The organism is Brevibacterium gallinarum, assembly GCF_014836885.1.
Classification (GTDB): Bacteria; Actinomycetota; Actinomycetes; order Actinomycetales; family Brevibacteriaceae; genus Brevibacterium; species Brevibacterium gallinarum.
The window spans coordinates 186,678-198,569 of record NZ_JACSPY010000003.1; the positions used below are offsets into that span (position 1 = coordinate 186,678).

The following is an 11,892-nucleotide window of genomic DNA, read 5'->3' on the forward strand; positions in this document are numbered from 1 at the left end:
TCATTTCGGGGCGTCGACGGCCGCGCCGAAGCGGCGGTCGCGGCGAGCGTACTCCTCGATGGCGGCCCACAGGGTGCGACGGTCGACGTCGGGCCACAGCACGTCCTGGAAGACCATCTCGGCATAGGCCGACTGCCACAGCAGGAAGTTCGAGGTCCGCTGCTCACCCGAGGACCGGAGGAACAGGTCCACATCGGGGACCTCGGGGTGGTAGAGCCGGTTGGTCAGAGTCTTCTCGGTGATCTTGCCCGGCTTCGTCTTCCCGGCAGCGACTTCGCGGGTGATGGCGTTGACGGCGTCGACGAGTTCGGAGCGGCCGCCGTAGTTGACGCAGAACTGCAGCATCAGCCCGGTGTTGTGCTTCGTCATCTCCTCGGCGCGTTCGAGTTCGTCGATGACGGATTTCCACAGCCGACCGCGCCTGCCCGACCACACGATCCGCACACCGAGTGCGTTGAGCTCATCACGGCGGCGGCGGATGACATCGCGGTTGAAGCCCATGAGGAAGCGCACCTCCTCCGGTGAGCGCTTCCAGTTCTCGGTTGAGAAGGCGTAGGCCGACAGGTATTTCACGCCGATCTCGATCGCCCCGTGGATGACGTCGAGCAGGGAGGCCTCGCCTGCGGTGTGGCCGGCCGTGCGCGGCAGCCCGCGCTCATTGGCCCACCGCCCGTTGCCGTCCATGACGATGGCGACGTGGTCGGGGACGAACTTCGCTGGGATGGCAGGCGGAACCGCGCCCGAGGGGTGGGCTGGCGGAGCGGGATAGGTCATGTGGTCTCCACGGAAGCTGACGGTGCCGACGGGTGCGGTGCAGGCTGGACGGGGGCCGGCTGGACAGACGTCGGCTGGACGGGGGCCGGCTGGCTGGCGAGCACGGCCAGGGACTTGACTTTGCGCTCAAGGTGCCATTGGACGTAGGTGACAATGAGGCGGGAGGCCTCTGTCTGCTGATAGACGCTGCTGGCCTCGACGCGCTGCCAATCACGTGACATGAGGGCGGTGAGGTGGTCCATCGTCTCCGAGCTCGGCAGCGCGGTGCCGTGTGGGCGGCAGGAGTGGCAGACAGCCCCGCCGAGGGCTGGTGAGAATGCGCGGTGCGGGCCGGGTGCTACGCACTGGGCGCAGTCATCGAGGCTCGGCGCCCAGCCGGCCAGCGACATCGCTCGCAGCAGGTAGGCATCCCGGCTCAGGCCCGGGGCATGCTCACCGTTGCACAGCGAGCGGATGGCGGCCAGCAGCAGCAGGAACTGGGCGCGGGCCTGCGGTTCGTCCTCGGTCAGGCGGATCGCGGTCTCGGCCATGCCGGTGGCTGCCGCATACGTGTCGTAGTCGGACATGATCCCGCGGGCGAAGGGCTCAAGCAGCTCGACCTGGGTGATGATGTCGAGGCTGCGGCCGATGTGGCACTGCACGTCGACGAACATGAACGGCTCCAGCCGGGAGCCGAACCGGGATTTGGTGCGCCGGATGCCCTTGGCGACAGCGCGGATGAGGCCGTGGTTGCGGGTGAGGATGATGACGATGCGATCAGCCTCGCCGAGCTTGTGCCCGCCGAGGACGATGCCGACATCACGATAGAACCTCACCAGCCGATTATCTCACTCTCAGCCTGGTGCCCGTGCGAGGTGCCGGCTGGGCGTGCCGCCGGCACGCACCCCAGCGGTGTCTCTCATCTGCGTCCCAGGATCGTCTCAGTAGCCAGATCTACGATGGGGCCCGATCAGTTGTGCGAACACCTGGAGCACTCCGATGATGACCTCTGTTCTCCCCGCTCAAACCCATCAGCCTGTTGCCGCGAATCCCGCCTGCGGAGTCTTCTCGGCCCTGTCGGCCACCGCATGGATTGCAACCGTCCCCATTGCAGCGGCCACGCTTGCCGTTGTCGCGCAGACATTGGCCTTCCGCCCGGAGTATCCGGGCCTGAGCAGCGCCTTGGATCTCTACGCGATCGCCTTCGCCGTCGGTGGTCTGGCCGCCGTAGCGTGTGCGGCCACCCTCGGTAGCGCCCTGCGCGGCTGCGCAAGGGATCGCACGGTCTCGGCGGCTGCAGCCGTGCGCATCGCAGCCCTGGCCGCAGCGGTGACGACCGGCATCGTGGCGCTCATGCTCGTCTCGGCGTTCTTTGTCCCCGGCGGCGGGCCGCTGTTCGCCCCGGCTCTGCTGTGTCTGACGCTCATCGGCGCGACCCTGACGACAGCGCTGCGCCGCTGGGCGCGCCTGCTGCATCAACAGTCCGGCTGGGCGCACTCCTGAAGACCGAACAGGGCGCTGGGGCGATCGTCCCAGCGCCCTGCAGGCTCTCAGCGTGTCACTGCTGTCCGTCGAAGCTCGTTTCGTCTCGCATGTAGCGGTTGATCGCCGAGATGACGGCCTTGAGTGAGGCCTTCGTGATGTTCGGGTGGATGCCGGCACCCCACAGCACGCGGTCGCCGATGGCGATCTCGACGTAGGCCGCAGCGGTGGTGTCCGCTCCGGCGCCGATCGCGTGCTCGGTGTAGTCCTGGACTCGCACATCGACGCCGAAGTTCTCGTTCATGACGTTGACGAGCGCGTTCAGCGGGCCGGTGCCGTGGCCTTCGTAGGAGCGCTCCTGGCCATCGGTCTCCAGGGTGACTTCGAGGCGCTCGGCGTTCTTGCCAGCGGCATCGTCATCGACGTGGGCCGATTCGGTCCGCAGCGCGGTGACCCGGAAGCGGCCCCAGCTCTTGCTGGCCTCTTCTGCCGGCAGGTACTCGTCGGAGAAGATCTGCCAGATCTCCGACGCCGGGATCTCGCCGCCGGATTCGCTGTGCTGCTGGACGACCTTGGAGAACTCCACCTGCATGCGCCGGGGCATGTCCAGGCCGTACTCGCTCTTGAGCAGGTAGGTGACCCCGCCCTTGCCGGACTGGGAGTTCACGCGGATGATCGCCTCATACGTGCGGCCGAGATCCTTCGGATCAACCGGCAGGTAGGGCATATCCCATTCCATCTCGTCGGTCGGCACGCCGGCCTCTTTGGCCTTCTTCTCCCGGTCGGCGAAGGCCTTGTTGATCGCGTCCTGGTGCGAACCGGAGAACGAGGTGAACACGAGGTCGCCGCCGTAGGGGTGGCGTTCGTGCACGCCGATCTGGTTGCAGTACTCGACAGTGCGGATGACCTCGTCGATGTCGGAGAAGTCGAGTTCGGGATCGACTCCCTGGGAGTACAGGTTCAGTGCGGTGGTGACGAGGTCGAGGTTGCCGGTGCGCTCGCCGTTGCCGAACAGGCAGCCTTCGATCCGGTCGGCACCGGCCATGATGCCGAGTTCAGCCGCGGCGACTCCGGTGCCGCGGTCGTTGTGCGGGTGCAGGGAGACGGCGATGTTCTCCCGGTAGGGCACGTGGCGGCAGAACCACTCGATCTGGTCGGCATACGTGTTCGGGGTGCCGCGTTCGACGGTGGCCGGCAGGTTGACGACGGTTTCGCGGCCGTCGGCCGGCTGCCACATGTCGAGGACGTTGCCGACGATGTCGAGAGCGAACTCCGGTTCGGTGTCGACGAAGATCTCCGGTGAGTACTGGTAACCGAAGTCGGCGTCGCCGAGCATCGACTCGGCGTGCTTCATCACAGCCTGGGTGCCGCGCATCGCGATGTCGCGTGTCTGGTCGTAGCCTTCGCCGTCGAAGCCGAAGACGACCTTGCGGAAGACTGGGGCGGTGGCGTTGTACAGATGCACGGTCGGCTTCTTGGCCCCGACGAGGCTTTCGACGGTGCGCTCGATGAGATCCTCGCGCGCCTGGGTCAGCACCGAGATGCGCACATCATCGGGGATGGCGTCCTCTTCGATGATCTGGCGGACGAAGTCGAAGTCCGGCTGACTGGCAGCCGGGAACCCGACCTCGATCTCCTTGAATCCAAGGCGCACGAGCAGGTCGAACATCGCGCGCTTGCGGTCGGGGGTCATCGGGTCGATGAGTGCCTGGTTGCCGTCGCGCAGATCGGTCGAGAGCCAGCGCGGGGCCTTCGTGATCCGCTGATCAGGCCAGGTGCGATCGCGCATGTCGAGGGAGATGCGGTCGAAGAAGGACTTGTACTTCGCAAATGGCATGGGGGTCGGCTGTTGCAGTTTCGCCATGGTGTTTCATCCTCTGTGGTGTGCTCAGAGCCCGGGAGTTTCGCAGGTGGGCGAGTGACCCGGCGGGGGTGTCAGCGACCGGCAGCACGGACTCCGCGGCGAGGATGCGGCCTGAGTCAGGCCTCGCCGCGGCACGGAAGGAGGAGGATGTGCCTTGCCATGCGTCCATGGTAGAGCGCCGCTGCCGGCATCCATACCCGCGTCCGAGGTTTGAGATGCCGGCATGTGTGCTGGCTCAGTTCGTGAAGTTCGCCGCGGCGCGGGCGATCTTGAAGCCCTTGCCCGACTCCATGTGCGTGCATTCGACGCCGTCCTCGTTCGAGGTGCAGCGCATCCCGTGGGCTTCGAGGCTCTGGCCGTAGGCAAGCTCCTGAGCCTCACCGCTGCTCGGCGGTGCTTCGGCACAGGAGAACCCGGCACCATCGGCATTGGCGACGACGACTGAACCCCAGGGATCGACCTTGCAGTTCTCCGGCTTGTCCGCCGGCGGATCGTAGTCGAAGCTGGCGATCGAACAGCGGGCGCGTTCGTTGCTGATCGTGCACGAGATGTTGCCCGACGGCGTGGTGAAGGCTTCAGCGACCTGTTCACCGGAGGTCTCGGTCGGCTCCTGACTCGCTTCGCTCGTCGGTTCGGTGGTGTCAGCCGGTGGCGGCGGGGGCGTCTCACCTTGGACGTCGTCGCTGCGGGTGCTGAGGTCCCAGACGATGTAGCCGATGCTGCCGGCGACGATGAGTGCGGCGAGGATGATCGCAATGATGGCCGGGACCGGCAGACCGCCCTTCTTGCGCGGCGGCTGTGCCGGTGGCTGCGGAAACGAGCCGGTCGGCATGCCGGGCGGCTGCCCGAATCCGGCGTGCTGCCCGGGACTCGGAGCGCCGTGTCCGGGTGCATATCCTGGTGCCGCTCCGTAGCTCTGCACGGGGCTGTGGCCCTGGGCCGCAGAGTAACCGGGCGGGGAGGCGGCGTAGCCGGATGCGGTGGCACCGTAGGTCTGCGAGGCGGCCGGGCTGACGACCGGCGGCTGCGGCGGCGGTGGTGGCGCATCGGACGGCTGGCGAGCCGGCCACACCGAGGGTGCTGCCTGCTGTTCGGCGAATGCCTCATCGGCTTTGGTGGCCTTCGGCAGGTGATCACGCGGAATGTCCTGTTCCCGGGTGCCGTCGAGCCTGTCGTCGCGGGTCTCTGCAGCGAGTTCGCGCAGCTCTTCGAGGCTGAGCATCTTCGTCGACTCCGCACTGTCTCCCGTCGCGTCGGCTGGTTCCGTCGCCGGCTGGCCGGCAGGTGCCGTCTGCGGCTGGGAAGGCGCGGCAGGTGTTCCGGTCACCGGCGGCATCGCGGCGGTGGCACCAGCCTGAGCCTGGCTGCCGGACTGTCCGCGGCTTTCCGAACCGGCGGGGTCGGCAGAGCTGTCGGCGCCCGGCTTGGGCTGGCCGACGAAGAGCTGGGTCGTCAGCGACTCCTCGGGTTCGGAGTCGGCGCGGCGGCGCGGCTGCGGCCGGTGCGACGGCGGTGGTGGCAGGGTCATAGTGCTCCCAGTTTAGTCTGCTGCCGGTATCCGCATACTCAGGAGGTGACCAGGCGCGCCGGAATCTGCACGGCCTGCTCAAGCATGGAATAATGGCCGCATGCCCATCGCGCCGAAGACAGTCCTGCCGGCTGCTGTGCTGACAGCGGCCGCACTGCTCGTCTCCGGATGCGGCGCAGTCGGCAGCGCCAACGCGCAGGCAGCCGCTGAAGGCGCCCCGGTCGCTGCAGAGAGTGTCGGCTCCAGCCTCAGCGCCCCGCAGCTGCAGTCGCCCGGTGACTTCCCGGCCCCTGCCGTTCAGGAGCCCATCGAGCCGAACGCAGCCGACTCCACACCGGACGGCGAGGCTTCCAGCAGCACCGACGATGACGCTGTCGTACCTGCCGATGACATCGCTGCCGGCCAGACGTTCCCCACCCTGCCCGGTGTCGGCCCGGAGACCCGCGGCGAGGTGCCCGATACGGCCCGCCAGGTGCTGGTGGCCATCGGCGAGGACGCGAAGGACACCCGGAACCAGCTGGTGCTCTACCAGCGTGCTGATGTCGAGGCTGACTGGGAGGCTGTCAAGGTCTTCTCCGCCCACAACGGCCGCAGCGGGTGGGCCGAAGAGCGCCGCGAGGGCGACGGCACCACCCCGGTCGGCGTCTTCGCGCTCACCGACGCCGGCGGAGCCAAGGCAGACCCGAACTCGAAGCTGCCCTACACCCAGAATAGCGGCCTGCGCGATGGTGCCGCCCAGGTCTACGGTGAGGACTGGCGCGACGTGTTCGACTATGTCATCGCCATCAACTACAACCGCAAGGCCGGCACCGCCCCGACGGACAACACCCGCCCGATGGGCTGGGATGCCGGCGGCAAGATCTGGCTCCACGTCGACCACGACTCCCCCACCCGCGGCTGCGTGACCGTGCCGACTGATGAGATGCAGTATCTGCTGCAGACCATCGACCCCGAGCTCGATCCGCACATCGTCATGGGTCCTGCCGACCTCCTCGGCCGGTGAGCCAGGCAGCGCATGACGGCACACCCCGGCTTCCCCACCCGCACGACACTGCGCGAGCTCACCCCGACACTCCGGCTGCTGCCCTATGAGCTCGGCGAGCCGACGCTGACAGCCCTCTACGATTCCGGCCCGCTGAGCGGCCGGCACGGCATGCGCGTGCAGGCGAACATGGTCACCACCCTCGACGGGGCCGTCACCGGCGCTCACGGCAGCTCCCGGGAGATCTCCTCCCCTGCCGATATGCGGGTGTTCTCGGTGCTGCGGTCCCTTGCCGATGCCGTTGTCGTCGGAGCCGGCACCGCCCGGGCCGAAGGCTACACCCGGCTGGCCGCCAAACGCGCTCACCTCGCCCAGCGCCGCCGCCGCGGCCAGGCCGACGTGCCCGCGCTCGTCCTCATCACCGCCTCCGGGCGCATCGACACCAACCGGCTCGATGCCGCCGGCACCTCCGATGTCATCGTCCACACCTCGTGTGCCGATGAGGTGACGCTGGAGAGGCTGCGCGGCTACTGCGGGGACGGCAATGTCGTCACCCATGCAGACGATGTCACCCCGGCAGCGGTGCTCGCTGACCTCCGCGCCCGAGGCATGCGCCGGGTGCTGTGCGAAGGCGGGCCCGCCCTGCTCGGGGCCTGGATCCAGGCCGGTGCCATCGACGAACTGTGCCTGACCGTCAGCCCCCTCATCACCGGCACCGGCCCGGGCCTGCTCTCCGGGCCGACCTTCGACCCGCCGCTGCGCGCCCGCCCCCTGTCCCAGCTGACCGATGGTTCGACCGCCATCCACCGGCTGCAGCTGGGGTCCCCCTGATCCACCCCACCGATAGGAGCACATCATGACCCGCACCATCGCTGTCACCGGAGCCGCCGGGCAGATCGGCTACAGCCTGCTCTTCCGCCTGGCTGCAGGATTCGTCTACGGTGATGAGCCGATCCGTCTGCGGCTGCTGGAGGTCCCGCAGGCGCTGCAGGCCCTCGAGGGCGTCGTGATGGAACTCGACGACTGCGCCTTCACCCGGCTCGAAGCCGTCGAGATCACCGATGACCCTGCCACCGCCTTCGACGGTGTCGATGCGGCACTGCTGATCGGCTCGATGCCGCGGAAGAAGGGCATGGAACGCGCTGATCTGCTGCAGAAGAACGGCGAGATCTTCTCCACCCAGGGCCGGGCGCTGGTCAATGCCGCCGATCACGTCAAGGTCGTCGTCACCGGCAACCCGGCCAATACGAATGCGCTCATCGCCTCGCACCACGCCCCAGACATCCCGAAGACGCAGTTCACCGCCCTCACCCGGCTCGATCACAACCGGGCGCTGTCGCAGCTGGCGGCGAAGGCCACCGAGGTCACCGGTGAGCCTGTGTACGTTCAGGACATCGAGCAGGTCGCCATCTGGGGCAACCACTCCGCCACCCAGTACCCCGACATCTCCCACGCCCGGCTGGCCGGCCGGTCGCTGGCCGAGGTCATCGGCGATGAGGCGTGGGTGGCAGATGAGTTCGTGCCGACGGTCGCCAAGCGCGGAGCTGCGATCATCGCCGCCCGCGGCGCCTCCTCGGCCGCCTCGGCTGCCCACGCGACGCTGGAGCACCTGCGCGACTGGGAGCACGGCAGCAGCGGACGCTGGGTGTCGATGGCCGTGCACTCACAGGGTGAGTACGACGTGCCGGCCGGGCTCGTCTCCTCGTTCCCGGTCGTGTGCACCGGCGGCAGCTATGAGATCGTCACCGGTCTGGAGATCGGCGCGTTCTCCCGGCAGCGCATCGACGCCTCGGTCGCTGAACTGCAGGCCGAGCGGGACACCGCCCAGGACCTCGGCGTCCTGTGAGCCGAAACATCCTGTGAGCCGAAACATCCTGTGAGCCGGAACGTGCTGTGAGCCGGAGCCTGCCGGCTGTTCGATCAGCGGTCGACGGGCCGTTCCAGGCAGCCGTCGCCGCGTCCGAGCTGCCGGTTGCTCATATCGAGCAGCTGTGACGTCTCCTGGGCAGCAGTGTCACCCGATGCCGCTGCACCCGCAGACCGCGTAGGCGACGTGCTTGCCAGCCGGGCCGGTTCTGCCGGTTGCTGACGGCTGGGCAGCGGGCTGCGCAGCACCTTCGATTCGAGGAAGTTCGCCACATCATCCGACCAGCGCTCCGGGTCGGTGTTCCACTCCTTGGTGTGCCGGCCCTTGGTGTAGCTGGGCATCGTCACGAGGTCGCGGCGCACATTCGCCAGCGCGTGCGAGGGACCGGTGGGCACGAATTCGTCGGTTTCGGAATGGATGAGCAGCAGCGGTGTGTCCAGCTCGGCAGCCCGGGTCAGCCAGTCCATCCGGTCGAGGTCGAGCGGGGTCTCCAGCCCGGTGATCCGCCTCGCCCACGGGCGGGTGATCATGTCCAGCGTCAGCCGTGCGATCGGGGTGGGCAGGAAGTTGAGTCTGGCCTGGTGGTCGAGCACGTTGTACCAGTCGACGACCGGCCCGTCGAGGACGAGAGCGCGGACATGGTCGCGATTGCGGCCGCGCGAGGCGGCCTGGAAGGCGATCGCCCCGCCCATCGACCAGCCGAAGAGCACGACGTTCTTCGCCCCGCGGGCCAGCGCGTAGTCGATGGCGACATCGACGTCGAGCCATTCGGTGTCCCCCAGCCCGTAGCGGGCTGACCGGCCGACCCGCACCTCGGCGTCGTTGCGGTAGGCCATCGCCAGTGCCGGCATGCTCAGCGAGTCGAGCACGGGGCCTGCACGCAGGCACTCCGCGCGGGTGGCGCCGCGGCCGTGGATGAGGATCGCCCACGTATCGCTGGGTGTCTCGGCCGTTGTCGGCAGGTACCAGGCCGGCAGCTCGCCGACATCGGAGACGAGCGCGATGTCCTCATACGGCAGGTTGAGCTGCTCGGGATGCGCGTAGAACTGGCCGGTCCAGCGGCCCCACCGGGCGGTGCGCAGGTTGCCTGCGGTCACTCCCAGCACTTCGCGGGAGACGGTCTGGGAGACCGGGTCGTATTCGACGATGTCGCCGAGCTGGGCATGACCGGTCGCGGAGTCGAAGTACAGGCCGTAGCGTCCGTTGACAAGGGTGTCGTCGGTAGCCGGCAGGTGGACGCGCATATCGTCGTCGAAGCCGTCGACGTGCAGGATCTCCAGGTCCTCGGGAGCGTGTTCGGGGACGACGATGCGGCGGGCGAAGTAGGCGGCCAGCCCTGATGAGGCGGCCGAGACGAGCGCCCCGGCGGCCAGGCCCGCTCCGAGGCCGGCGACGGTGGCCCGCAGCGCCCGGTTCTTGAAGTCCGCGTGAGTCATCTGTGTTCCTCCTGACTCTCATCCTACTCACCTCACCTGGGCTGGGATTCCAGGAAGCACGGAGGATGTCAGCTGATGCTCACCGTGCTCACACCGTGTGCGTGCCTGGTAGCGTGAGCACATCCGCATCTGGGAGGAGCTGAGCTCATGACCGAACCGACCCGCACCAGCCAGGCTGCCGAGCGCAGCGAACAACAGTGGCAGGAGATCCTCTCCCCTGCCGAATACGCGGTGCTGCGCAAGGGCGGCACTGAACGGCCGTTCACCGGTGAGTACACCGATCACACCGCCACCGGCGTCTACTCGTGCCGGGCGTGCGGGGCAGAGCTGTTCCGCTCGGAGACGAAGTTCGACGCCCACTGCGGCTGGCCGGCCTTCTACGCACCCCTGGCCGAGGACCGCGTGCGTTACATCGAAGACCGCACGCTGGGCATGGTGCGCACTGAGGTGCGCTGCGCGGCCTGCGACTCCCACCTCGGGCACGTCTTCTACGGGGAGGGCTTCTCCACCCCGACCGATGCCCGCTTCTGCATCAACTCGATCTGCCTGGACTTCGACGAGGCATGAGCGGCGAGCTGATCTGCAAGCCCTTTGCCGAGCTGACGACGACGGAGCTGTACGGGATCCTGCAGCTGCGCTCGGCGGTCTTCGTCGTCGAGCAGGACTGCGTGTTCCTCGACCTCGACGGCATCGACACGCTGCCGGAGACGATCCATGCGTTCTTCCCGCAGCCAGCCCGCGCCTCGCGCGATTCCCACGGCAACGACACCGGTGTGTCGGTCATGCCGGCCGCTTATGCGCGGGTGCTGCCGTTGGGATTCCCGGATGGTCCGGCAGGTGCCGATGACGCCTATTCGATCGGCCGGGTGGTGACCGATCCCGAGGTGCGGGGCACCGGTGCAGGCGGGCGCCTGCTGGCATCCCTGGTCGCACAGCTCGGCGATGAACCGCTGGTGATGAATGCGCAGAGTCATCTGGAGGGGTTCTACGGCCGCTACGGTTTCACGCCCTCGGGTCCGCGGTTCATGGAGGACGGCATCGAGCACACCCCGCTGCGCCGCGAAGCCGGGCTGTGAACAGATGACGGTGCCGGCCCGCGTGCATGCGCGAGCCGGCACGGTGTCAACGTCGATGCGTCGGCGTCGATGCGTCGATGTCGATTCAGGCAGCGCCGGTCGAGACTGTCAGCGCCGCCCAGTTCGTCAGCGCCGCCCGGTTCGTCAGCGCCACAGAGCGATGATGTCGCCGAGGTCCTTGCGCGGGCCGGTGAAGAACGGGATCTCCTCACGCACATGCAGGCGGGCCTCGGTGTCGCGCAGATCGCGCATGAGGCTGATGATGCGGTCGAGGTCGTCGGCTTCGAAGCCGAGCAGCCACTCGTAGTCGTTGAGCGCGAACGCAGCGATCGTGTTCGCCTTGACGTCCTTGTAGCCGGCGGCTGCCTTGCCGTGATCGCGCAGCATGGTGGCCCGCTCCTGCGGGTCGAGCAGGTACCAGTCGTATGAGCGCACGAACGGGTAGACGCACAGGTAGTCGCCCGGGTTCGGGTCGGTGAGGAATGCCGGCAGGTGGGACTTGTTGAACTCAGCCGGGCGGTGCTGGCCGATGCACGACCAGACCGGTTCGAGCAGTCCGCCCAGCAGCGAGCGGCGCACCACGGAGTACGCCTCCTGCAGCACCTCGACCGAGGGGGCGTGCCACCAGAACATGAGGTCGGCATCGGCGCGCATGGCGGAGATGTCGTAGGTGCCGCGGACGATGAGGTCCTTGTCGGCAAGTGCGGCCAGGCCGTCGTTGAGCTCGGCTGCCAGCTCAGCCCGGTCGGCTTCGCCGAGCTCACCGGCGACGGCGAAGACGCTGTAGCCGGCGTAGCGGACCTCGCTGTTGAACTTCTCGATCTGTTCGGGGGTGGGCTGAACGTAGTCAGACATTCCTTCGTTCCTCTCTGCGGCCTTCGCGGCCATGTCTGTTCGGGGTGGG

12 protein-coding genes are annotated in these 11,892 nt (G+C 67.9%); 6 read left to right on the forward strand and 6 right to left on the reverse strand.

Annotated features, from left to right (window positions below; all coding sequences use genetic code 11):
- On the reverse strand, nt 1-774 hold the full coding sequence (locus tag H9634_RS04995) for an isoprenyl transferase (protein WP_191725649.1): 774 nt from the start codon (nt 772-774) through the stop codon (nt 1-3).
- The gene (gene recO / locus H9634_RS05000; protein ID WP_191725650.1) at nt 771-1,589 is read right to left on the reverse strand and encodes a DNA repair protein RecO; all 819 of its coding nucleotides are present in this window, start codon (nt 1,587-1,589) and stop codon (nt 771-773) included. Before recO ends, H9634_RS04995 begins: the two co-directional genes overlap by 4 nt.
- Nucleotides 1,590-1,752: 163 nt before the next feature.
- Here recO and H9634_RS05005 point away from each other — a divergent pair, with 163 nt between their 5' ends.
- Nucleotides 1,753-2,256, forward strand: coding sequence for a hypothetical protein (locus H9634_RS05005; RefSeq protein ID WP_191725651.1), 504 nt, complete (start codon nt 1,753-1,755; stop codon nt 2,254-2,256).
- Between the two features lie 55 nt (nt 2,257-2,311).
- On the opposite strand, the gene leuA is transcribed toward H9634_RS05005, so the two are convergent.
- Both leuA and H9634_RS05015 read right to left on the reverse strand, forming a co-directional pair.
- Complete coding sequence (leuA, locus tag H9634_RS05010; protein WP_175294902.1) at nt 2,312-4,099, reverse strand: 2-isopropylmalate synthase; 1,788 nt, start codon at nt 4,097-4,099, stop codon at nt 2,312-2,314.
- Between the two features lie 235 nt (nt 4,100-4,334).
- Nucleotides 4,335-5,627, reverse strand: a complete 1,293-nt coding sequence (locus tag H9634_RS05015; RefSeq protein ID WP_191725652.1) for a DUF6636 domain-containing protein — start codon at nt 5,625-5,627, stop codon at nt 4,335-4,337.
- Nucleotides 5,628-5,727: 100 nt separating this feature from the next.
- On the opposite strand from H9634_RS05015, the gene H9634_RS05020 reads away from it, so the two are divergent.
- From H9634_RS05020 to H9634_RS05030, 3 genes are read left to right on the forward strand one after another with little or no spacing between them, the layout of a single operon-like run.
- Nucleotides 5,728-6,630 carry a L,D-transpeptidase family protein gene (locus tag H9634_RS05020; protein ID WP_191725653.1) on the forward strand — a complete coding sequence of 301 codons (903 nt, stop codon included), beginning with the start codon at nt 5,728-5,730 and terminating at the stop codon, nt 6,628-6,630.
- Between the two features lie 12 nt (nt 6,631-6,642).
- Nucleotides 6,643-7,440 carry a dihydrofolate reductase family protein gene (locus H9634_RS05025; protein WP_191725654.1) on the forward strand — a complete coding sequence of 266 codons (798 nt, stop codon included), beginning with the start codon at nt 6,643-6,645 and terminating at the stop codon, nt 7,438-7,440.
- Nucleotides 7,441-7,465: 25 nt separating this feature from the next.
- Nucleotides 7,466-8,455, forward strand: coding sequence for a malate dehydrogenase (locus H9634_RS05030; RefSeq protein WP_191725655.1), 990 nt, complete (start codon nt 7,466-7,468; stop codon nt 8,453-8,455).
- Between the two features lie 74 nt (nt 8,456-8,529).
- On the opposite strand, the gene H9634_RS05035 is transcribed toward H9634_RS05030, so the two are convergent.
- Complete coding sequence (locus tag H9634_RS05035) at nt 8,530-9,912, reverse strand: alpha/beta hydrolase family protein (protein ID WP_191725656.1); 1,383 nt, start codon at nt 9,910-9,912, stop codon at nt 8,530-8,532.
- Between the two features lie 147 nt (nt 9,913-10,059).
- Between H9634_RS05035 and msrB the strand changes: the two genes are divergently transcribed.
- A complete protein-coding gene (msrB, locus tag H9634_RS05040) occupies nt 10,060-10,479 on the forward strand; it encodes a peptide-methionine (R)-S-oxide reductase MsrB (protein ID WP_191725657.1) in 420 nt (139 codons plus the stop codon).
- The gene (locus H9634_RS05045; RefSeq protein ID WP_175294909.1) at nt 10,476-10,988 is read left to right on the forward strand and encodes a GNAT family N-acetyltransferase; all 513 of its coding nucleotides are present in this window, start codon (nt 10,476-10,478) and stop codon (nt 10,986-10,988) included. The genes msrB and H9634_RS05045 overlap by 4 nt, the downstream gene beginning before the upstream one ends.
- 144 nt (nt 10,989-11,132) lie before the next feature.
- Here H9634_RS05045 and hemQ read toward each other — a convergent pair whose 3' ends face one another.
- Nucleotides 11,133-11,843, reverse strand: a complete 711-nt coding sequence (gene hemQ / locus H9634_RS05050) for a hydrogen peroxide-dependent heme synthase (RefSeq protein WP_191725658.1) — start codon at nt 11,841-11,843, stop codon at nt 11,133-11,135.
- Between the last annotated feature and the right edge of the window lie 49 nt (nt 11,844-11,892).

What these genes read in the sequence shown, in the direction of transcription:
- leuA (WP_175294902.1), bottom strand. Translation starts at nt 4,099, where the DNA reads ATGGCGAAACTGCAACAGCCGACCCCCATGCCATTTGCGAAGTACAAG.
- H9634_RS05025 (WP_191725654.1), top strand. Translation starts at nt 6,643, where the DNA reads ATGACGGCACACCCCGGCTTCCCCACCCGCACGACACTGCGCGAGCTC.
- hemQ (WP_191725658.1), bottom strand. Translation starts at nt 11,843, where the DNA reads ATGTCTGACTACGTTCAGCCCACCCCCGAACAGATCGAGAAGTTCAAC.
- H9634_RS05030 (WP_191725655.1), top strand. Translation starts at nt 7,466, where the DNA reads ATGACCCGCACCATCGCTGTCACCGGAGCCGCCGGGCAGATCGGCTAC.
- H9634_RS05045 (WP_175294909.1), top strand. Translation starts at nt 10,476, where the DNA reads ATGAGCGGCGAGCTGATCTGCAAGCCCTTTGCCGAGCTGACGACGACG.
- msrB (WP_191725657.1), top strand. Translation starts at nt 10,060, where the DNA reads ATGACCGAACCGACCCGCACCAGCCAGGCTGCCGAGCGCAGCGAACAA.
- H9634_RS05035 (WP_191725656.1), bottom strand. Translation starts at nt 9,912, where the DNA reads ATGACTCACGCGGACTTCAAGAACCGGGCGCTGCGGGCCACCGTCGCC.
- H9634_RS04995 (WP_191725649.1), bottom strand. Translation starts at nt 774, where the DNA reads ATGACCTATCCCGCTCCGCCAGCCCACCCCTCGGGCGCGGTTCCGCCT.
- H9634_RS05020 (WP_191725653.1), top strand. Translation starts at nt 5,728, where the DNA reads ATGCCCATCGCGCCGAAGACAGTCCTGCCGGCTGCTGTGCTGACAGCG.
- H9634_RS05015 (WP_191725652.1), bottom strand. Translation starts at nt 5,627, where the DNA reads ATGACCCTGCCACCACCGCCGTCGCACCGGCCGCAGCCGCGCCGCCGC.
- H9634_RS05005 (WP_191725651.1), top strand. Translation starts at nt 1,753, where the DNA reads ATGATGACCTCTGTTCTCCCCGCTCAAACCCATCAGCCTGTTGCCGCG.